This is a genomic window from Amycolatopsis sp. NPDC049252, assembly GCF_043197175.1.
Classification (GTDB): domain Bacteria; phylum Actinomycetota; class Actinomycetes; order Mycobacteriales; family Pseudonocardiaceae; genus Amycolatopsis.
The window spans coordinates 43,117-67,130 of sequence record NZ_JBICSQ010000043.1 but is presented as its reverse complement, the minus strand read 5'-3'; the positions used below and the strand labels follow the sequence as shown (position 1 = coordinate 67,130).

General features: G+C 73.3%; 2 protein-coding genes. Both read left to right on the top strand.

The features are described from left to right. Entirely contained in the window at positions 1–20,043 is a 20,043-nt protein-coding gene (locus ACGFMK_RS32325; protein WP_392771291.1) for a non-ribosomal peptide synthase/polyketide synthase, read from the top strand. Then, positions 20,040–24,011 (top strand): amino acid adenylation domain-containing protein, encoded by a 3,972-nt coding sequence (locus tag ACGFMK_RS32320; protein WP_392771276.1) that lies wholly within the window; start codon positions 20,040–20,042, stop codon positions 24,009–24,011. Before ACGFMK_RS32325 ends, ACGFMK_RS32320 begins: the two co-directional genes overlap by 4 nt. Positions 24,012–24,014: the final 3 nt, after the last annotated feature.

Here is a 24,014-nt window from a genome sequence, read left to right as displayed (position 1 = left end):
CTGGAGCTGATCACCGTGAACGACGACGCCCGGCAGCTGCTGGCGGCCTGGAACGACACCACCACCGACGTCCCGGAGGCGGGCCGCACGCTCACCCGGCTGCTCACCGAGCAGGCGGCCCGCACCCCGGACGCGACGGCGCTGGTCTTCGAGGGCGAAACCCTCACCTACCGCGCCCTGCACGAGCGGGCCAACCGGCTCGCCCACCTCCTGATCGGCCGCGGCGTCGGCCCCGGCGTGCTCGCCGGCGTCTGCGTCGACCGGTCCCTCGACCTGGTCGTCGCCCTGCTGGCGGTGCTCAAGGCCGGCGGCGCCTACGTCCCGCTCGACCCGGACTACCCGGCCGACCGGCTGGCCTTCATGGTCGCCGACAGCGCCGCGCCGGTCGTGCTCACCCAGAGCTTCCTCGACGACGCCGACCTGAGCGAACACCCGGCCACCGAGCCGGAAACCACGACGTCCACAACGGATCTCGCCTACGCCATCTACACTTCCGGCTCCACCGGCCGCCCCAAGGGCGTGCTGGTGCCGCACGAGGGGATCGTCAACCGGCTCGCCTGGATGCAGGCCGAGTACGGCCTCACCGCCGCCGACCGCGTCCTGCAGAAGACGCCGTCGAGCTTCGACGTCTCGGTCTGGGAGTTCTTCTGGCCGCTGCTGACCGGCGCCACGCTCGTCGTCGCGCGCCCCGGCGGCCACCGCGACCCCGCCTACCTGGCCCAGCTGATCCGCGCCGAGCGGATCACCACACTGCACTTCGTCCCGTCGATGCTGCAGGCGTTCCTGCTCGACCCGGCCGCCGCGACGTGCACCGGCCTGCGCCGCGTGCTGTGCAGCGGCGAAGCCCTGCCCGCCGAACTGCAGTCCCGGTTCTTCGACACCCTCCCCGGCGTCGAGCTGCACAACCTCTACGGCCCCACCGAAGCCTCGGTCGACGTCACGTCCTGGGCCTGCCGCGCCGACGGCGGCCCGGTCCCGATCGGGCGTCCCGTCTGGAACACCCAGGCACACGTCCTGGACGCCCAGCTGCGGCCGGTCGCGCCCGGCGTCGCCGGGGAGCTGTACCTCGCCGGGATCCAGCTGGCCCGCGGGTACCACCGCCGGCCCGGCCTGACCGCCGAACGCTTCGTCGCGAGCCCGTTCACGCCGGGGGAGCGGATGTACCGCACCGGCGACCTCGCCCGCTGGACCGACGACGGCGCCCTGCTCTACCTCGGGCGCACCGACCACCAGGTCAAGATCCGCGGCCTGCGCGTCGAACTCGGCGAGATCGAGTCCGTCCTCGACCGCCAGCCCGGCGTCGGCGGCTCGTGCGTTCTGGCCCGCGAAGACCGCGAAGGCGACCAGCGTCTCGTCGGGTACGTCGTCCCCGACGGCGTCACGCCGGACGTCGAGGCCCTGCGGACCGCCCTGGCCGCGGACCTGCCGGAGTACATGGTGCCCGCCGCGTTCGTCGTGCTCGCCGCACTGCCGCTGACCCCGAGCGGCAAGCTCGACCGCAAGGCCCTGCCCGCCCCGGACTGGACCGCGTCCCGCACCGGCCGCGCCCCGCGCACCCCGCGGGAAGCCGCGCTGTGCACACTGTTCTCCGAAATCCTCGGCGTGGACGGCGTCGGCATCGACGACGGCTTCCTGGCTCTCGGCGGCCACTCGCTGCTCGCCGCGAAGCTCGTCTCCCGGATCCGCGCGACGCTCGGCGTCGAGGCCGCGATCGGTGACGTCTTCCGCGCGCCGACCCCCGCCGGCCTGGCCGAACTCCTCGAAAACGCCGCGCCCGCCCGGCCGCCGCTGACCCCGCGAAACCGCCCCGAGCCGATGCCGCTGTCCTCGGCCCAGCGCCGCCTGTGGTTCCTCGACCAGGCCGACACCTGGAACGCCAGCTACCACGTCCCGCAGGCCGTCCGCCTCGACGGCCCGGTCGACACCGATGTGCTGCGCCTTGCCGTCGACGACGTCGTCACCCGCCACGAAGCCCTGCGGACGGTGTTCGTCAGCCACGGCGACGAGCCGGTGCAGCGGATCCGGCCCACGGGCGACGTCCGGTGGACGTTCGCGGCGTCCACCGAGGACACTCTCGCGGCCGATCTGACCGCCGCCACCGAGGAGAGCTTCGACCTCGGCCGGGAACTGCCGATCCGCGCCGCGCTGTTCACCCTCGCCACCGGCGGGTCGGTGCTGCTGCTGGTCGTGCACCACATCGCCTGCGACGGCTGGTCGATGGCGCCGCTGCTGCGTCAGGTCGGCGAGGCCTACACGGCCCGCGCCCGTCAGGAAACCCCGGCGTGGGCGCCGCTGCCGGTCCAGTACGCGGACTACACGCTGTGGCAACAAGAACTGCCCGTCGACCGCGACCTCGCCTACTGGCGCGACACCCTGGCCGGGCTGCCCGAAGAGCTGCCGCTGCCCACCGACCGGCCCCGCCCGCCGGTGGCGAGCCACCGCGGTGGCGTCGTCCCGATGGACGTCCCGGCCGAGGTGCGCGCCAAGCTCACCGAGCTGGCCGCCGCGTCCGGCGCGACGCTGTTCATGGTGCTACAGGCCGCCTTCGCTGCCCTGCTGACCCGCCTCGGCGCCGGTGACGACGTGCCGGTCGGTTCCCCGGTCGCCGGCCGTGGTGACGCCGCCCTGGACGACCTGGTCGGCTTCTTCGTCAACACCGTCGTGCTGCGCACCGAGACGGGCGGCGACCCGACGTTCCGTGAGCTGCTCGCCCGCGCCCGCGAGACCTGCCTGGCCGCGTTCGAGCACTCCGAGGTGCCGTTCGACCGGGTCGTCGAGGAGCTGAACCCGGCTCGCTCGCTCGGCCGGCACCCGCTGTTCCAGGTCCTGCTGGTGCTGCAGAACAACCTCGCCGCGGAGCTGGACATCGACGGGGTGCGCGCGACCGGCGAGCGCGTCGACATCGGCTACGCGAAGTTCGACCTGGCCGCGATCTTCGAGGAACGCGACGGCGAACTGACCGGCCTGCTGGAGTACGCGAGCGACCTGTTCGACCGCGGCACCGCCGCCACGCTGGCCGCCCGGCTGCTGCGCGTCCTGGCCGCCGTGGCCGAGACGCCCGACGTCCGGATCGGGGACCTCGACCTGCTCGACGCCACCGAGACCGCCCAGGCCGTCGCGGGCGGGATGACCGAACCCGCCGCCGCGAGCGTCACGCTGCACGAGGTCGTCGAAGGCCACGCCCGCCGGACCCCCGAGCACACCGCGCTGCTGTTCGAGGACCAGGCGATCACCTACGCCGAGCTGGACGCCCGCGCCAACGGCGTCGCCGCGCTCCTGACCTCGCAGGTCGATCCGGGCCGGATCGTCGCGATCTGCCTCGACCGCGGACCGGATCTCGTCGCGGCGATCCTCGGTGTGCTCAAGGCGGGTTGCGGTTACACGCTGCTGGACCCGTCGTTCCCCGCCGAACGCCGTCAGCTGCTGGCCGAGCAGGTCGACGCGCCCCTGGTGCTCGACGACCTGTCCACTGTGGACCTCCCGGCCACCGCTCCGGGGCTCACCGTGCCCGTCGCCGGACCCGCCTGCGTCATGTTCACCTCGGGCTCCACCGGCACCCCGAAGGGTGTCGTGGCCTCGCATGAAGCCGTCGCCACGACGATCCTCGGCCAGGGCTACGGCGGCGACGTCTGGCTCCAGACCGCACCCGTGTCCTGGGACGCCTTCGCGTTCGAGCTGTTCGGCGCCCTGCTGAGTGGCGCCGCCTGCGTGCTGCAGCCGGGCCCGAAACCCGAGCCTGCCCTCATCGCCGAGCTGGTCGAGCGCCACCGCGTCACCACGATGTTCGCCTCGGCCAGCCTGCTCAACTTCCTGCTCGACGAGTACCCGAGCGTGTTCACGCAGGTCAGCGACGTCTACACCGGCGGCGAGGTCGCCTCGGTCGCGCACATCACCCAGGCGCTCACGACGTACCCGGACCTCACCGTCACCAACGCCTACGGCCCGGTTGAGAACATGATCTTCGTCAGCTGCCACCGGGTCACGGCGGCCGACCTCACCGGCGCGCCCATCCCGATCGGCGTGCCGCTGCACGGCAAGCGCGCCTACGTCCTGGACGAGCGGCTGCGGCCGGTCGCGCCCGGCGTTGTCGGCGAGCTGTACGCCGCGGGCGCCGGCATCGCCGACGGTTACGTCGGCCGCCCGGACCTCACCGCCACCCGGTTCGTCGCGAACCCGTTCGCGCCGGGGGAGCGGATGTACCGCACCGGCGACCTCGTGCGCCGCCGCGCCGACGGCGTCCTGGAGTACGTCGGCCGCGCCGACGACCAGGTCAAGATCCGCGGCTTCCGCGTCGAGCCGGGGGAGATCCGGACCGCGCTGGGCACCCACCCGGCCGTCACCGAATCCGCCGTCGTCGTCCGGGAGGACCGGCCGGGACAGAAGCTGCTGGTCGCCTACGTCGTCGGCGCGCCGGCCGACTTCCGCGGCTACCTGGCCGAGCGGCTGCCGGAGCACCTCGTGCCGTCGGCGTTCGTCCTGCTGCCCGCGCTTCCCCTGACACCCAACGGGAAACTCGACCACCGCGCCCTGCCCGCCCCGGAGCGTGTCAGCACGAACCGCGCGCCGCGGACCCCGCGTGAAGAGGTCCTGTGCAGCCTCTTCGCCGACGTCCTCGGCGTGGAAACGGTCGGGGTCGACGACGGGTTCTTCACCCTCGGCGGGCACTCGCTGCTCGCCGCGCGGCTCGTCGCCCGGATCGGTGCGGTGCTGGGCGCCCGGATCGGCGTCGCCGACGTCTTCCGCGCCCCGACGGTGGCCGCGCTGGCCACGGTGCTCGACACCGCCCGCGCGGCCCGCCCGGCCGTCACCGCCCGCCCGCGCCCGGAGGTGCTGCCGCTGTCCGCGGCGCAGCGCAGCCTGTGGTTCGTCGAGCAGCTCGACGCCGCGGGTGCCGCCTACAACGTGCCGCGGGCCCTGCGCCTGACCGGCCCGCTCGACGTCCCCGCGCTGAGGGCCGCCTTCGCCGACGTCCTGGAGCGCCACGAGTCGCTGCGGACGGTGTTCCCGAGCACCGACGGCGTCCCCCGCCAGGAGATCCAGCCGGTCACCGAACTGCCCTGGACCGAGGACGTCACGGACGTCGACGAGTTCGCCTCACGCGCGTTCGACCTGGCCACCGACCTCCCGGTGCGGGCCGCGCTGCTGCGCCACGCCGACGACGACCACGTCCTGGTGATCGTCACCCACCACATCGCCAGCGACGGCTGGTCCCTCGCCCCGCTGCTGCGTGACCTGTCGACCGCCTACGCGGCCCGCGCCTCAAGCGAGGCCCCAGGTTGGGCGCCGCTCCCGGTGCAGTACGCGGACTTCGCGCTGTGGCAGCAAGACCTGGACGACTCCGCCGACTACTGGGCCGAGGCCCTCGCCGGCCTGCCCGACGAGATCACCCTGCCCTTCGACCACCCCCGCCCGCCGGTCGCGAGCCACCGCGGCGCCACCGTGGCGCTCAACCTCGACGCGGACCTGCACACCCGCCTGCTCGACCTCGCCCGCGGCGAGCACGCGACGCTGTTCATGGTGCTGCAGGCCGGGTTCGCCGCCCTGCTGTCCCGCCTCGGCGCGGGAGACGACGTCGCGGTCGGCACCCCGTCGGCGGGCCGGCCGGACGCCGCGCTCGACGACCTCGTCGGCTTCTTCGTCAACACCCTCGTGCTGCGCACCGACCTCTCCGGCGACCCCGGCTTCACCGAGCTGGTCGGCCGGGTCCGCGAGGCCGCGCTCGCCGCGTTCGACCACGCCGACGTCCCGTTCGAGCGGGTCGTCGAGCGCCTCAACCCGGCGCGCTCCACCGCCCGGCACCCCCTGTTCCAGGTGATGCTGGCGCTGCAGAACAACGTCGCCGCCAACCTCGCCCTGCCCGGCACGACCGCGGCGGACGTGCCGGTGGCCACCGCGACGGCGAAGTTCGACCTGACCCTCAACCTGGAGGAGAACACCGCCGCGGACGGTAGCCCGGCCGGGATCGGCGGGTACCTGGAATACGCCACCGACCTGGTCGACCCGGGCACCGCGGCCGACCTCGCCGACCGGTTCGTCCGGCTCCTCACCGCCGCCGTCGCCGCTCCCGCGGCCCCGCTGTCCACAGTGGACCTGCTCTCCGCCGCGGAAGCGACAGCCATCACCGCGGCGAACGACGAGACCGCCGTCCCGCTGCCCGACACCTCGGTGATCGAGCGGTTCGAAGCCCAGGCCGCCCGCACGCCGGACGCGCCCGCGCTGGAGTTCGGCGCCGCGAAGCTGACCTACGGCGAGCTGAACGACCGGGCCAACGGGCTCGCCCGGTATCTCGCCGAGCGGGGTGCCGGACCCGAGCGGTACGTCGCCCTGGCCCTACCGCGCGACGAAAAGCTGATCGTCGCGATGCTCGCCGTCCTCAAGACCGGCGCCGGTTACCTCGCGCTCGACCTGGACTACCCGGCCGACCGGCTCGCCGCGATGCTCGAGGACGCCGACCCGGCGCTGGTGCTCGTGAGCGAAACAGGTGCGGTACCCGGCGACCCGGCCCGGCACGTCCTGCTGGCCGAGGCGGAGATCGGGACGGCGTGCAACCCCGTGCACACCGCGTCCCCGGACAGCCCGGCGTACGTGATCTTCACCTCCGGCTCGACCGGCCGCCCCAAGGGTGTCGTCGTGCCCCGCCGTCCGCTGCTGAACTTCCTGCTGGACATGGTCGATCGCTTCGGCATCACCCAAGGCGACCGTCTGCTGGCCGTCACGACGGTCGGCTTCGACATCGCCGGGCTGGAGATCTTCGCGCCGTTGCTGGCCGGGGCGACCGTCGTACTCGCCGGCCGCGACACCGTCCGCGACAGCCGCGCCCTGGCGGCCCTCGCCGAGGACGGCGTCACCCTCATGCAGGCCACGCCCAGCCTCTGGCACGCGCTGCTGGCCGAGCCCGCCGACCTCACCGCCGTGCACGTCCTGGTCGGCGGCGAAGCCCTGCCCGACGACCTCGCCATCGCGCTGCGAGCGCGGGCGGCGTCGGTCACCAACATGTACGGCCCCACCGAGACGACCATCTGGTCCACCACCGCCCGCGTCGGCGAGGGCTCGCCGACCATCGGCACCCCGATCGCCAACACCCAGGTCTACGTCCTGGACCGCGCGCTGCGGCCGGTGCCGCCGGGCGTGCCGGGTGAGCTGTACATCGCCGGTGACGGCGTCGTGCGCGGCTACCTCGGCCGCCCGGACCTGACCGCCGACCGGTTCGTCGCGAACCCGTTCGCCACCGGCGAGCGGATGTACCGCACCGGCGACCTGGTCGCCCGCCGCCGCGACGGTGACATCCGGTTCCTCGGCCGCGTCGACCACCAGGTCAAGATCCGCGGTTTCCGCATCGAGCTGGGGGAGATCGAGGCCGTGCTGGCCACGCACCCCGAGGTCGCGCTGCGCGCCGTCGTCGTCCGCGAGGACCGGCCCGGTGACAAGCGGCTGGTCGCCTACGTCGTGGGCACCGCCGATGTCGAGGCGCTGCGACGGCACGTGGCGGCCGCCCTGCCCGCGTACATGGTTCCTTCGGCGTTCGTGCTGCTCGACGAGCTGCCGCGGACCCCGAACGGCAAGCTCGACCGCAAGGCCCTGCCCGCGCCGGCCGTGGAGGCGGTCACCGGCCGGGTCCCGCGGACCGCCCGCGAGCACGCGCTGTGCGAGCTGTTCGCCGAAGTCCTCGGCGTGCCCGAGGTCGGGATCGACGACGGCTTCTTCGACCTGGGCGGGCATTCGCTGCTCGCCACCCGCCTCGCCGGGCGGATCCGGACGGTGCTGGGCCTCGACGTCACCGTGCGGGCGTTGTTCGCGAACCCGACCGTGGCCGGGCTGAGCGAAAGCCTCGGCGACGCGGTGGCCGCGCGGCCGGCTGTGGTTGCCCAGCCGCGGCCGGAGCGGCTGCCGCTGGCCCCGGGCCAGGAGCGGCTGTGGTTCCTCGCCCGCCTCGACGCCGACGACACGGCCTACCACATGCCGATCGCCCTGCGCCTGCGCGGCGACGTCGACGCTTCCGCCCTCGCCGCCGCACTGTCCGATGTGGCCGGCCGGCATGAAGCCCTCCGGACGTTCTACGCCGAGGACGAATCCGGGCCGTATCAGGTGATCCTGGACTCCTTCGAGGTCCCGTTCGAGGGCGGCACCGGCTCGGTCGCCGACGCGGCGCGCACCCCGTTCGACCTGGCCGCCGCGCCGCCGGTGCGCTCGTGGCTGTTCAGCGAGGGCGACGAGCACATCCTGCTCGTGCTGACCCACCACATCGCCGGGGACGGCTGGTCGATCCCGGTGTTGCTGCGCGACTTGGCCGACGCCTACGCGGCCCGGCTCGACGGCCGCGCTCCGGAGTGGGAGCCACTGCCCGTCCAGTACGCGGACTACACGCTGTGGCAACGAGAACTCGACAGCGACGTCACGTATTGGACGGACGCCCTGGCCGGCCTGCCCGAGGAACTGGCCCTGCCGTACGACCGCGTGCGCCCTGCCACCGCGGGCCACGCCGGCGGCTCGGCGGCGATCGAGATCCCGGCCGAGCTGCACGCGCGGCTCCTGGAGCTGGCGGCCGGGCACCGCGCGACGCTGTTCATGGTCCTGCAGGCCGCCCTCGCCACCCTGCTGGCCCGCTTCGGCGCCGGCGACGACGTCCCGATCGGCACCCCCGTCGCCGGCCGGCCCGACCCGGCCCTCGACGACCTCGTCGGGTTCTTCGTGAACACCGTCGTCCTGCGGACCGACGTCAGCGGCGCCCCGGCGTTCACCGAGCTGCTGGACCGCGTCCGGGAAGCCGACCTGAGCGCGTTCGAGCACGACGACGTTCCGTTCGAGCGCCTCGTCGAGGAGCTGAACCCGGCCCGGTCGGCGTCGCGGCACCCGCTGTTCCAGGTGATGCTGGTGCTGCAGCAGGACAGTGTCGTCCCGGCACTGTCCGGAGTGGACACCTCGTCGTACGAGGTGGAACGGGCGGTCGCCAAGTTTGACCTCACGATCGCCCTGGAGGACCACGGCAACGGGCTCACCGGTGCCTTCGAGTACGCGACCGCGTTGTTCGACGCCACCACCGCCGAGCGGCTGGCGACGGCGTTCGTCTCGCTGCTGGAGCAGATCGCCGACGCGCCCACCACGTCGGTCGCGGCGTTCGACGTCCTCACCGGCGCCGAGCGCGACCTCGTCTTGACCGCCGGCCATGCCCTTGACTTGGCTCCCACGCCTGAGGACTGCCTGCACACCATCGTGGAACGGCAGGACCCCGACGCCGTCGCGATCCTGTTCGACGGCTCGTCGATGACCTACGGGGAGCTGAACGCCCGCGCCAACCAGGTCGCCCACCACCTGATCGACGACGGGGTGCAGCGCGGCGAGGTGGTCGGTGTCCTGCTGGACCGCGGCTTCGACTTCGCCGTGACGGTGCTCGGCGTGCTCAAGTCCGGCGCCGCCTACACCCTGCTAGACCCGAGTTACCCGGCCGAGCGCCTCGCCGCCGTCACCGAGCAGGCGCGGGTGAAACGGGTCCTGACGACCGCGCCGCACCACCCGGACACCACGAACCCGGACGTCGAGCTGACCCCGGCCGACCTGGCGTGCGTCATGTTCACCTCCGGCTCGACCGGTGTGCCCAAGGGCGTCGCGACCTCCCACCGCGGGGTCGTCGCCACCATGGGCCAGGGCTACGCCACCTTCGACGCCGACCAGGTGTGGCTGCAGTGCGCGCCGGTGTCGTGGGACGGCTTCGCGCTGCAGCTGTTCGGCGCGCTGCTCTACGGCGGCCGCACGGTCCTGCAGCCCGGCCAGAACCCCGAGCCGGACCGCATCGCGGCGCTGATCGTCGAGCACGGCGTCACCGTGCTGCACGCTTCGGCGAGCCTGTTCAACTACCTGCTCGACCAGGAACCGCAGGTCTTCGGCGTGCTGCGCCGGGCGATGACCGGCGGCGAGCCGGCGTCGGTGGCGCACGTGACCAAGGCGCTGCGCGAGCACCCGGACGTCGCGCTGATCAACGGCTACGGCCCGGCCGAGAGCATGGGCTACACGACGTTCCACCCGATCACCGCCGCCGACCTCGGCGGCCCGGCCATCCCGATCGGCCGCCCGGTCGCCAGCAAGCGCGCCTACGTCCTCGACGCGCACCTCACCCTGACCGCCCCCGGCGTGACGGGTGAGCTGTACCTCGCGGGCCACGGTCTCGCCGACGGCTACCGCGGCCTCCCCGGCGCGACCGCCGAGCGGTTCGTCGCCAACCCGTTCCAGGCCGGGGAGCGGATGTACCGCACCGGCGACCTGGTGCGGTGGAACGCCGACGGTGTCCTCGAGTACGTCGGCCGCGCCGACGACCAGGTGAAGGTCCGCGGCTTCCGTGTCGAGCCCGGCGAAGTTCAGGCCGTGCTGGCCCGCCACGACGGGGTCGAGCAGTCCGCGGTCGTCGTCCGCGACGGCCGGCTCATCGGCTACGTCGTCGGTACCGCCGAACCCGCCGCGCTGCGGGCGTACCTGGGCGAGCGGCTGCCGGACTACCTGGTGCCCTCGGCGATCGTGCCCCTGCCCGAACTGCCCCGGACGGCCAACGGCAAGCTCGACCGCCGCGCACTGCCCGCCCCGGACTTCACGTCTTCGTCCAGGCGCCCGCGAACCGTCACCGAGAACGTCCTCTGTGGACTGTTCGCCGAGGTCCTCGGGCTGCCCGAGGTCGGCGTCGACGACGGGTTCTTCGACCTCGGCGGCCACTCACTGCTGGCCGCCCGGCTGATCGGCCGCGTCCGCGCCGTCCTCGGCGTCGAGCTGGGCATCCGCGACCTGTTCCGAACGCCCGCCGTCGCCGGCCTGGCCGAGGTGCTCGGGGACGCCGCCCCGGCGCGACCGCCGGTGACCCGCCGCGAGCGTCCCGAGCGGCTGCCGCTGTCGTTCGCGCAGCAGCGGCTGTGGTTCGTCGACCAGGCCGAGGAGGCCAACGCCGGCTACGACGTCCCGCGAGCCCTGCGCCTGCGCGGTTCCCTCGACGTCGAGGCTCTGCAAGCCGCGTTGGCGGACGTCGTCGAGCGGCACGAAGCCCTGCGGACGCTGTTCCCGTCGCACGAAGGTGAGCCGTGGCAGGAGATCCTGACCACGCCTTCGGTGCCGTGGACGGTCACGCAGTCCACCGAGGACGAGCTGCCGGGTGTGCTCTCGGCGGCCGCGTCCCACGTCTTCGACCTGCGGGCCGAGCTGCCCCTGCGGGCCCACCTCGTCGAACTCGCTGACGACGACCACGTCCTGCTGCTGGTGCTGCACCACATCGCCAGCGACGGCTGGTCGGCCGCGCCGATGCTGCGTGACCTGTCGACGGCCTACGCCGCCCGCGTCACCGGTGAGGCCCCGGGCTGGGCGCCACTGCCGGTCCAGTACGCCGACTACACGCTCTGGCAGCGCGAAGTCCTCGACGAGACCGAGCTCGCCGAGCAGATCGCCTTCTGGCGTTCCACGCTCTCCGGCGCCCCCGAAGAGATCGCGCTGCCCGCCGACCGCGTCCGCCCGGCCGTCGCGACCCACCGCGGCGGGGCCGTGGACTTCGCACTCGGCGCCGACGTCCACGCGGCCCTGGCCGACCTGGCCCGCGGCAGCGGAGCGACGCTGTTCATGGCGCTGCAGGCCGGGTTCGCCGCGCTGCTGTCGCGGCTCGGTGCCGGGGACGACGTCCCGCTCGGCGCCGTCGTCGCGGGCCGCGGGGACACCGCGCTCGACGACCTGGCCGGGTTCTTCGTCAACACCCTGGTACTGCGCACCGACGTCTCCGGGCAGCCGACGTTCCGGCAGCTCCTGGACCGCGTCCGCGACACCGGGCTCGCCGCGCTGGCCCACGCCGACGTCCCGTTCGAGCGGGTCGTCGAAGAGCTGAACCCGGCCCGCTCGGCGGCTCGGCACCCGCTGTTCCAGGTGATGCTGGTGCTGCAGAACAACGTCGCCGGCGAGCTGCGGCTGCCCGGCCTGACCGCTTCGGCCGTCACGGTCCAGCGTGACGTCGCGAAGTTCGACCTGACCGCGGGCATCGAGGAGAACCGCGCCGCCGACGGCACCCCGGCCGGCCTGACCGGCCAGCTCGAGTACGCCGCCGACCTGTTCGACGCGTCCACGGCGGAGTCGATCGCAGCCCGGTTCGCCCGGTTCCTGACCGCCGCGGTGTCCACTCCGGACGTCCCGGTGACGGCGTTGGACCTGCTCACCGCCGACGAACGCGCCGGGCTCCTGGCGCAGGGCATGACCGAGGTGACCGCGCCCGCCGTGCGGCTGCACGAGCTGGTCGAGCGGCAGGCGGCCTGGGCGCCGGACGCGACCGCTCTCATCTTCGAGGGTTCACGCTTCAGCTACGGCGATCTCGACACGGAGGCCAACCGGCTCGCGCGGCACCTGGGCGCCGAGGGGGTCCGCCGCGGTGACGTGGTCGGTGTCCACATCGGACGCGGTCCGCGGCTGGCCGTCGCACTGCTCGCCGTCCTCAAGGCCGGCGCCGCCTACACCGTGCTGGACACGGACTTCCCGGCCGAACGCCTGGCCGGGGCGCTGCGCCGGACGTCCGCCGCGCTGGTGCTCACCGACGGGGGCGAGCTGCCAGGGCGCAGGGTCGATGTCGTGGCCGACGCGGCCGCGATCGCCGTCCGCGACGGGAGTGTCCTGGGGCTACCCGGCAGCCCGGACGACCTCGCCGTCGTCATGTTCACCTCCGGCTCGACCGGGGTCCCGAAGGCCGTCGCGGCTCCGCACCGGGCCGTCGCAGGCACGCTGACCGGGCAGGACTACGCCGGCTTCGGCCCGGACGACGTCTGGCTCCAGTGCGCGCCCGTGTCCTGGGACGCGTTCGGCACGCAGCTGCTCGGCCCGCTGCTCTCGGGCGGCACGGTCGTGCTGCAGCCCGGCCAGCGTCCCGAACCAGCCCTGATCGAGGAGCTGGTGCTCGCGCACGACGTCACGGTCCTGGACGTCTCGGCCAGCCTGTTCAACTTCCTGGTCGACGAGCACCCAGCCGTGTTCGAGACGGTCCGCCGCGCGATGACCGGCGGTGAGGCGGCGTCGCCGGCGCACCTGGCGAAGGTGCTGCGCTCGTACCCGCACGTCGCCGTGATCAACGGGTACGGCCCGGCCGAGACGATGGGGTTCACCACCTTCCACGCGGTCACCGCCGTCGACGGCCCGGTCCCGATCGGACGGCCGCTCACCGGCAAGCACGCCTACGTCCTCGACGCCCTTCTGCAGCCGGTGCCGGCGGGCGTCGTCGGTGAGCTGTACCTGTCCGGTGTCGGTACTGCGCACGGTTACCTCGGGCAGCCCGGCGCGACCGCCGAGCGGTTCGTCGCCTCGCCGTTCGGCGCGGGGGAGCGGCTGTACCGCACCGGCGACCTCGCCCGGTGGAACCGCGACGGTGTGCTGGAATACGCCGGCCGCGCGGACGACCAGGTCAAGATCCGCGGCTTCCGCGTCGAGCCCGGCGAGGTCCAGGCCGTGCTGGCGCGGTACGAGGGTGTCACGCAGGCCGCGGTGGTGGCCCGCGACGGGCTGCTGGTCGCCTACGTCGTCGGCACGGCCGACCCGGCCGCGGTCGCGGAGTACGCCGCCGCGCAGCTGCCGGACCACCTGGTGCCGTCGGCGATCGTGCCGCTGGAAGCACTGCCGCGGACGGCCAACGGCAAGCTCGACCGGGCCGCCCTGCCCGCGCCGCAGCGGGTCAGCGCCGGTCACGTCGCCCCGCGGACGCCTGTCGAGGTCGCCTTGGCCGCGATTTGGGCCGACGTCCTGGGCATCCCGGAGCCGGGGGTGGAGGACAACTTCTTCGCCCTGGGTGGTCACTCCCTGCTGGCGGCGAAGGTCACCGGCCGGATGCGTACCGAGTTCGGCGTCCGGCTGGGAGTGCGAGCCCTGTTCGAAGCGCCCACGATCGCGTCGCTCGCCCGGCTGATCCCGGACGCGTCCACAGTGGACTTCGAGGCGATTCCGGCTCGTGACCGCGACGCTCGTACGCCGCTGTCGCCGGTCCAGCGTGGTCTGTGGTTCGCCGAGCGGCTCGCGCCGGGGTCGGCGGAGTACTTGGTGCCGCTGGCCCTGCGCATCGGCGGTGACCTGGACATTGAGGCGCTCACGGGGGCGTTGTCGGCGTTGGTGGCACGGCACGAGGTACTGCGGAGCCGGTTCGTCGAGGTGGACGGTGAGCCCGCCCAGGTGGTCGACGCGGTGCGGCCGATGCCGCTCCCGATCACCGACGTGACCGAGGTCGAAGACTTCGTCCGGTCCCAGGTGGACACACCGCTGGACCTCGAGAACGGTCCCGTCTTCCGGGCCGCGCTCGGCCGGCTCTCGGCCACCGAGCACGTGCTCGTCCTGTGCCTGCACCACATCGTCGCCGACGGGTGGTCCATGGGCGTCCTCGCGGCCGAGCTGCGGGACCACTACGCCGGGATCCGGCCGGCCGCGCTGCCGGTGCAGTTCGGGGACGTCGCCGCGTGGCAGGCCGCCGCGGCCGACGACGCCAGGCTGGCTTTCTGGCAGGATGCCCTCGACGGGATGCCGCACGTCGCCGAGCTGCCCGCCGACCGGCCCCGCCCGCTGACGAGGGACATCGCCGGCGCCAAGACTCCGGTCCACGTGCCCGCCGCGGTCGTAGCGAAGCTGGCGGCGCTCGGGGCCGAGCACGGCGCGAGCCTGTTCATGACCGTCCTCGCCGCGTTCGAGGTCCTCATCGGCCGCTACACCGCCATGCGGGACTTCGCGATCGGCACCCCGGTGTCCGGTCGCAGCCACCCGCAGACCGAAGCCCTGGTCGGCCACTTCGTCAACACCGTCCCGCTGCGCGCGGACCTCACCGGCGACCCGGCCTTCACCGAACTCCTGCGCCGGGTCCGGACGAGCACGCTGGCCGCGTTCGACCACGACGACGTCCCGTTCGACCGGATCGTCGAACTCCTGCGCCCGCAACGCGACCTCACCCGCACCCCGCTGGTGCAGATCGTGTTCGCCCTGCAGAACAACGACGAGGCCGGCTGGGCCCTGCCGGGCCTGGACGTCGAGCGGCTGAACGTCGACACCCGGGTCAGCAAGTTCGACCTCGAACTCGCCCTCGCCCAGGACGCCGACGGCGCCCTGACCGGCATCTTCGAGTACCCGACCGCGCTGTTCGACACCACCACGATCGAGCGGCTCGCCGGCCACTTCACGACGCTCCTGCACCGGATCGCGGACGCGCCGACAACCCCGGTCGGCGAGCTGGACCTCCTCAGCACAGCCGAACGCGAACACCTGATCAACGGCGTCAACGACACGAAAGTCGCGTACGACGAGGACGTCTGCCTGCACCAGCTGATCACCGAGCAAGCCGGAAAGACGCCGGACGCGACAGCCGTCGAGTACCTGGACGAGCACGTCGACTACGCCGAACTCGAACGCCGGGCCGGAGTCCTCGCCGCCCGGCTCGCCGAGCACGGCGTCGGCCCGGACGTCCCGGTCGGGCTGCGGATGGACCGCTCGATCGACCTGATCGTCGGCCTGGTCGCGATCCTCAAGGCCGGCGGCGCGTTCGTCCCGATCGAGACCGACGCGCCCGAACCGCGCGTCCTGGGCATCCTCGGCGACGCGAACTCGCCCGTCTGCCTGGTCAACGCGGGTGCGCCAACGCCGAAGGACAGCGAGATCGTCTTCCTCGAGGTGTCCGGTTTGGACGGAGAAGCACCTGAGCTGCCGGACACCACCCACCCGGACAACCTGGTGTCGATCTACTACACCTCCGGCTCCACCGGGAAACCCAAGGGCGTCGCCAGTACCCACCGCGGCTGGGTCAACCGATTGCGCTGGCACCAGGACACCTACCGCCTGCAGCCGGGGGAGGGTGTCCTGCAGAAGACGACCCTGGTGTTCGACGACGCGGCCGTGGAATGCCTGTGGCCGCTCATCGTCGGCGGCCGCGTCGCGCTGATCCCGCCGGGCCTGCACCGCGACCCGGCCGCGATCCTCGAAGGCGCCGTGAAGCACCAGGTGTCGAACCTGCAGTTCGTGCCGAGCATGCTGACGCTGTTCCTGGAGCAGCTCACCCCGGCCGACCGCGCGGCCCTCAAGCCGCTGCGCAACGTCATCACCAGCGGCGAAGCCCTGCAGCCGGAACTGCTGAAGCTGTTCTTCGACCGGCTGGGCGAGCAGGCGACCTTGCACAACCAGTGGGGCGCCACCGAGGTGTCGATCGACTCGACCATGCGCACGTGCCTCCGGTCCGACCTCGACGGCGCCGGTTCGGTGAGCGTCGGGTCGCCGATCGCGAACAACCAGATCCACGTCCTCGACGAGCACTTCCGGCCGGTCCCGGTCGGCGTCCCCGGTGACCTGTTCATCGGCGGTGTCGGGCTGGCGCGGGGCTACCTCGGCAATCCGGGCAAGACGGCGGCGGCGTTCCTGGCCAGCCCGTTCGTGCCCGGCGAGCGGCTCTACCGCACCGGCGACCGCGGCCTGCGCACCCCCGACGGCGCGCTGACCTTCCTCGGCCGCCAGGACTCGCAGGTCAAGATCCGCGGCATCCGCGTCGAGCCCGGCGAGGTCGAGCAGGTCCTGCTGGAGCTGCCCGGAGTGCGCGAAGCCGCGGTGACGGTGTGGCAGCCGTCGCCGGGCGACAAGCGCCTCGCCGGGTACGTCACCGCGCAGGCCGGCGTGACGCTCACCGAAGCCGAGGTGCGCGAGCAGCTGCGCGAACGGCTGCCCGTCTACCTCGTGCCGACGGCGCTGAGCGTGCTGCCGGAGTTCCCGACCACGACCAGCGGCAAGATCGACCGCAAGGCGCTGCCCGCGCCCGCCGCTGCCGGAGCCGAGTACCGGGCGCCGGAAGGCCCGGTCGCGGAACTCGTCGCCGAGGTCCTGCAGCACGTCCTCGGCGTCGAGCGGGTCGGCGCGGACGACAACTTCTTCGACCTGGGCGGGCACTCCCTGCTGGGGGTGCGGGTGGTCGCCGAGCTGCGCAAGCGGCTCTCGGCCGACATCCCGATCCGGCTGATCTTCGACTCGCCCACGGTCGCGGAACTCGCCGACGCCGTCACCCGCGCCACCCGGCGCGAGTTCGAGGCCATCCCGAAGCGGCCGGACGGTCCCGCGCCCCTCGCGGGTGTCCAGGTCGGCATGTGGCTGGCCGACCGGATGGCGCCGTCGAGCGCGGAATACCTGGTGCCCAACGCGGTCCGCCTGCGCGGCACCCTGGACGTCGACGCCCTCGCCGCCGCCCTGGCGAAGCTCGTCGAGCGGCACGAGATCCTGCGCACCCGGTTCGTCGAGCTGGACGGCGAGCCCAAGCAGGTCGTCGACCCGGCCGGGCCGGTCCCCTTGCCGGTCACCGACATCGACGCGGTGGAGCCGTTCCTCGAGGCGCGACCCATCGACCTCGCCACGGGACCGGTGTTCTCGGCGGCGCTCGGACGGCTGGCCGAGAACGACCACGTCCTGGTCCTGTCAGCGCATCACATCGTGCTCGACGGCTGGTCCGAAGGCATCCTCGCCGAGGAGCTGCGCGACCTCTACGCGGGCGTCGACCTGGCGCCGCTGCCGGTGCAGTACGCCGACGTCGCGACCTGGTCCCAGCCCACCGAGGCCGATGTCCAGTTCTGGCGGACGCAGCTCGCCGGAGTCCCGCAGGTCGTGCAGCTGCCCGCGGACCGGCCTCGGCCGGCGGTGCGCGACCCGCGGGGCGCGCGGTACGAGTTCAGCGTCCCGGCGGAGCTGGCCACCCGGCTCGGCGAGCTGGGCGCCGGAGCCCGGGCCAGCCTGTTCATGACACTGCTGGCCGGGTTCCAGGTGCTCGTCTCCCGGCATACGGGCCTGCGCGAGTTCGCGGTCGGCAGCCCGGTCGCCGGTCGCGACCACCCGGACACCGAGCGGCTGATCGGCCAGTTCGTCAACACACTCGCGCTGCGCGCGGACCTGACGGGCTCGCCCGGCTTCACCGAACTCGTGGCACGGGTCCGCGAGACGGCGCTGAACTCCTTCAGCCACCAGGAAGTTCCGTTCGACCGGGTCGTCGCCGAGCTGCGGCCCGAGCGTGACCCGAGCCGGAACCCCCTGGTCCAGCTGATGTTCGCGCTCCAGACGGTCTCCGAAGGCGGCTGGGAACTCGGCGACCTCGACTGCGAGCCCCTGGGCGTCGAGACGGGCGCGGCCAAGTTCGACCTCGCGATGGTGCTGCGCGAGCAGCCCTCCGGGGCGGTCGACGGTGTCCTCGAATACCCCGTCGCGCTGTACGACGAGGAGACGGTCGCCGGGTTCGCCGAGCGGTACGTCCGGCTGCTGACCGGGTTCGCCGCCGACCCGCACCGCCCGGTGGACCGCGTCACGATGCTCGACGCGGCCGAGGTCACCCCGCTCGACGACCACGCCCCCGGCGGGACGTTCGCGGAGCTGGTCGAAGCCCAGGTGCGACGCAATCCGGACGCCCCGGCCGTGCTGGCCGGACCCGACTCGCTCACCTACGCCGAACTGGACAAGGCAGCGAACCGGGTGGCCCGAGTTCTGCGGGCTCGCGGTGCCGCTCCGGAGACGGTGGTCGCGTTGCTGCTGCCGCGTTCGGCCGACCTGGTCGTGGCGCAACTGGCGGTGGTCAAGACCGGGGCCGCGTTCCTGCCGGTCGACCCGAGCTACCCGGAGGAACGCATCCGCTACATGCTCGACGACGCCGACCCGGTACTCACCCTCCGGAAGCTGCCGGAGTCCACCATGGACGACAGCCCGCTGGACGTCGAGGTCAAGCGGGAGAACGCGGCGTACGTGATCTACACGTCGGGCTCCACCGGACGGCCGAAGGGTGTCGTCGTCAGCCACGCCGGCCTCGCCACCCTGGTGGCCAACACCGTCGACGCCTACCAGGTCGGCCCGGGGGACCGGGTGCTGCAGTACGTGTCACCGAGCTTCGACGCCTCGGTGCTGGAACTGTGCGCGTCGCTGATGACAGGCGCTGCGCTGGTCGTCACGCCGCCGGGACCGCTGCTGGGTGACCAGCTGCGGGACGTCCTCGCCGAGGGACGCGTGACGCACGCGCTGATCCCGCCCGCGGCCCTGGCCACCGTGGAGGATCCGGATCTGCCGGACTTCCGCACGGTCGTGGTCGGTGGCGACGTCTGCCCGCCGGAGCTGGTCGCGAAGTGGGCGCCGGGCCGCCGGATGCTCAACATGTACGGCCCGACCGAGGCCACGGTCGTCTCCACGGTCAGCGAGCCGCTGGTGCCGGGCGAGCAGGTGACCATCGGCCGTGCCCTCAAGCACACCCAGGCGTACGTGCTGGACGACCGGCTCCAGCCGGTGCCGCCGGGGGTGGCGGGCGAGCTGTACGTCGCGAGCCCCGGGCTGGCCCGCGGGTACCTCGGCCGTCCGGGCCTCACGGCGAGCCGGTTCGTCGCCAACCCGGCCGGCGGGCGGATGTACCGCACCGGCGACCTGGTCCGCCGCACCCGCACCGGGAACCTCGAGTTCCTGGGCCGGACCGACGACCAGGTCAAGATCCGCGGCTTCCGCATCGAACTCGGCGAGGTCGAGTCCGCGCTGCGGGCCCACCCGGCGCTCACCGCCGCGGTCGTCCTCGCCAAGCCCGACCCGGCCGGGCAGAAACGCCTGGTCGCCTACGTCGTCGGCGACGTCACCGCGGCCGCTCTGCGCACCGATCTGAGCCAGCGCCTGCCGGACCACTTGGTACCGAGTGCGTTCGTCGTGCTGGATGCGATGCCGGTCAACGCCAGCGGCAAGCTCGACCGGGCCGCGCTGCCCGAACCGGCCGAGGAGACGGCGGACTACGTCGCCCCGAGCAGTCCCGAGGAGCAGCTGATCGCCGACATCTGGGCCGAGGTGCTCGGCGTGCCCCGCGTCGGGCTCGGCGACGACTTCTTCGCACTGGGCGGGCATTCCGTGCTCGCCGCCAAGGTCCGCATGCGGCTGCAGGCCGCGTTCGGGGTGGACCTGTCCCTGCCCGTGCTCTTCCAGACCACCACGGTCACCGCGCTCGCCGCGGTGGTCCACACCGAGATCGAGGCCGAGCTCGCCGGCATGTCCGAGCAGGAGCTCCTCGACTCCCTCACCGAGGAGGCCAGCGCATGACCACGTTCGACACCCGCCCGGAGGCCGACGCCGATCGGGCGGCCCGGCTGCGGGCCGCGGTGCTCGCCCGGCGGCTGCGGGGACGCGCCACCGCGCCGGTCCGCACCTTCGGCCGCGCCGACCGCGACGTCCCGCTGCCGCTCTCGGCCGGGCAGCAGCGCCTGTGGTTCCTCGACCGCCTCGACCCCGACAGCGCCGAGTACGCCGTGCCGCTCCTGCTCCGCCTGGACGGCGACCTCGACGTCGACGCCCTCCAACGCGCCCTGGACGCCCTGGTGGCGCGGCACGAGATCCTGCGCACCACCTACGTCGCCGAGGACAACAAGCCGCGCCAGGTCATCGGAGAACCGGCCCCCGTCGACCTGCCGGTGGTCGAAGGCGACCTTGACGCGGTGCTGACGGAGTACGTCGGCCGCCCGTTCGACCTCGCCGCCGGCCCGGTGTTCCGGGCCATGCTGGTCCGCGAGGCGCCGCGGCGGCACGTGCTGGCGCTCAACGTCCACCACATCGCCTGCGACGGCTGGTCACTCCCGATCCTGCTCGACGACCTGCGCAAGCTCTACACGGGCGCCGAACTGCCGCCGATCGAACTGTCCTATGCGGACTTCGCCGTCTGGGAGCAGTCCCGGACGGACGTCCACGACGCTGACCTCGCCTACTGGAAGGAGCGGCTCGCGGGCCTGGAGACCCTCGAGCTGCCCGCGGACCGGCCGCGTCCGGCCACTCGGGACCACCACGGCGCGTCGATCCGGTTCACCATCCCGGCTTCGGCGGCGGAAGCGGTGCTCGACCAGGGCAAAGCGGTCGGCGCGACGCCGTTCATGACGCTGCTCGCCGCCGCGTACGTCGTGCTCGGTCGGCACACCGGCCGCGAGGACCTCGCCGTCGGCACCCCGGTCGCCGGCCGCTCGCGGGCCGAGCTGGAGCACATGGTCGGGTTCTTCGTGAACACCGTCGTCGCCCGCGGCGACCTTTCCGGTGACCCGGACTTCGCGACCCTGGCCGACCGCGTCAAGGTGGCGCGGCTGGCCGACCAGTCCCACGAGGACCTGCCGTTCGAACGCCTCGTCCAGGAACTCGCCCCGGAACGCGACCTCGCGCACACGCCGGTCGTCCAGGTGATGTTCGCCGTCTACGACTCCTCCGACGGCGAGGGCGCGCTGGGTGACCTCGCGGTGTCGCCGGTGGACCAGGAGTCGACGACGGCCAAGTTCGACCTGATGATCTCCTTCGTCCGTCAGTCCGACGGCTCGGTGGCCGGCGTGCTGGAGTACGCGACCGCGCTGTTCGACCAGGTCCGGATGGAGCGGATGGGCGAGCACTTCGTCCGCCTCTTCACCGAACTGGCCGCCCGCCCCGGCGCCCGGCTGTCCGAAGTGGACGTCCTCGGCGCCGGCGAGCGGACGCTGCTCCTGGAGACCTGGAACGCCACGGCCGAGCCCTACCTGCGCGGCACCCTGCACGGCCGGATCGCCGAGCAGGCGGCGTCCAACCCCGAGTCGATCGCCGTCCGCTGCGGCCCGGCCGAGCTGACCTACGCCGACCTGGAGACCCGCGCGACCCGGATCGCCCAGCGGCTGCGCGCCCACGGCGTCGGCGTCGAAACCCCGGTCGGCGTGCTCTGCGAACGCGGCCCGCTGCTCCTGCCGGTGCTGCTGGCCATCCTCAAGACCGGCGGCCACTACATCCCGCTCGACCCGGCCTACCCGCAGGACCGCAAGGAGTACATGCTCCGCCAGGCCGGCGCCCGGGTGCTCGTCACCACCCGCCGGTACGCGGGCGAGAACCTCGGCGAGGTCGTCGTCTACGCGGACGAGCCGGTGGCCGACGACCCGGTGCCGTGGGCCGACCCGGTCGTCGACCCGGAGAACCTCGCCTACGTCATCTACACCTCGGGTTCCACCGGCCGCCCCAAGGGCGTGATGATCAGCCACCGCGGGGTGCTGCACTACCTCGACTGGTGCCGCCAGGCCTACCGCGCCGACGAGGGTGACGGCGCGCCGGTGCACTCCTCGCTCGCCTTCGACCTCACCGTCACCGGGTTGTTCCTGCCGCTGCTGTGCGGCACGACCGTGACGTTGGTCCCGGAGGACGAGCACCCGGTCGCCGGGCTCGCCGACGTGCTCTCCAGCGGCCGCCGGTTCAGCTTCGTCAAGCTCACCCCGGCCCATCTCGAACCGCTGCGCCGCTGTCTGGAGCCCGAGGCGGCGGGCGCGGCCGCGCACCTGGTCGTCGGCGGCGAGCAGCTCACCGCCGAGGCCCTGGAGTTCTGGCGCGAGAACGCCCCCGAAGTCGTGGTGGCCAACGAGTACGGCCACACCGAGACGTCCGTGGCCAACGTGATCAACCTGCTGCCCGCCGCCGAGTGCGTCAGCACGCCGATCTCGGTCGGCCGGCCGATCTGGAACACCGAGGTCTACCTCCTCGACGAGCACCTGCGCCCGGTCCCGGTCGGCGTCACCGGCGAGCTGTACGCCGGCGGGGCCGGGGTCGCGCGCGGCTTCGCGGGCAATCCGGGCCTGACCGCGGCCAAGTACGTGGCCAGCCCGTTCGGCCCCGGCCGGCTCTACCGCAGCGGTGACCTGGCCCGGTACCTGCCGGACGGGCGGCTGGAGTTCGTCGGCCGCACCGACCACCAGGTCAAGGTGCGCGGCTACCGGATCGAGCTGGGGGAGATCGAGGCCGCGCTGGTCGGCGGCCCCGGCGTCACCGAGGCGGTCGCGGTGGTCCGCGACGGCGCCCTCGCCGGGTACGTCGCGCCGTCCACAGTGGACGCCGGAGAACTGCGGGCCCATCTGGCCGAGCGGCTGCCGGAGTACATGGTCCCGTCGACCCTGACCACTTTGGACACCCTGCCGCTGACGTCCAACGGCAAGATCGACCGCGTCGCCCTGCCCGCGCCGGACGCCACGCCGGTCGCGACGTCCGGCGTCCTGCCGCGCGACGAGCTGGAGATGGCCCTGGCCAAGCTCTGGGAGGACCTGCTCGGCCGCCGCGTCGGCGTCACCGACGGCTTCTTCGACGTCGGCGGTCACTCGCTGCTGGCCGTGGTGCTGGTCGACCGGATCAAGGCCGAACTGGGCGCCACCGTCGGGCTGGCCGAGGTGTTCCGCGCGCCGACCGTCCGGGCGCTGGCCGACCACATCCGGGCCGGGGAAAGCGGCGGGGGACTGGTCGTGCCCCTCTCGCCGGGACGCGCGGGTGTCGCCCCGCTGTTCCTGCTGCCGCCCACCGCGGGGAGCCCGTTCCCCTACCTGCAGCTGGTCGCCGAGCTGGACCCGGCGCTGCCGGTGTTCGGTCTGCAGGCGCCCGGGTTCGCCCCCGGCGAGGCCCCGGTGCACACCATCGAGGAGCTGGCCGCGCGGTTCGTCGCCGACCTCCTGCCCGTCGCCGGGGACCGGCCGATCCGGCTCGCCGGCTGGTCGCAGGGCGGCTCGGTGGCCTTCGAGATGGCCGCGCAGCTGGAAGCCGCGGGCCGCGCGGTCGAGCACCTGTGCGTCATCGACGCGACCGTCCTCGGCGTCGACGACTACGGCAACCCGCTGCCCGACATCGACACCAGCGACCCGCTGGCCTGGTTCGGCGAGGCTGTCCTGAAGCTCGAACCGGGCGTCGACACCCTCGACGAGATGCTCGCCGAGGCCCGGGACCGCGGCATGGTCTCCGAGGTCGCGGGCAACGCCGTCGTCGAGCAGATGGCGCGGGTGTACCTGGCGGGCAAGGACGCGGTCGAGGCCTACCGCTGCCGCGCGGTCGTCGACACCGGCATCCACCTGATCACCTCCACCGGCACCCACCCGGTGAAGGGCCGCCCGGAGGTGCGCCCGGAGAGCTGGCGCGCCCGCACGCGCGGCGAGCTGACGGTGACGCCGGTTCCGGGCCACCACTGGGACATGGTCGAACCGCCGCACGTGGCGGAGCTGGCGCGGGCCGTGCTGGCCGGGCTGGCCGTGACCGCCGACGAGTGAAGG

What these genes read in the sequence shown, in the direction of transcription:
- ACGFMK_RS32320 (WP_392771276.1), top strand. Translation starts at nt 20,040, where the DNA reads ATGACCACGTTCGACACCCGCCCGGAGGCCGACGCCGATCGGGCGGCC.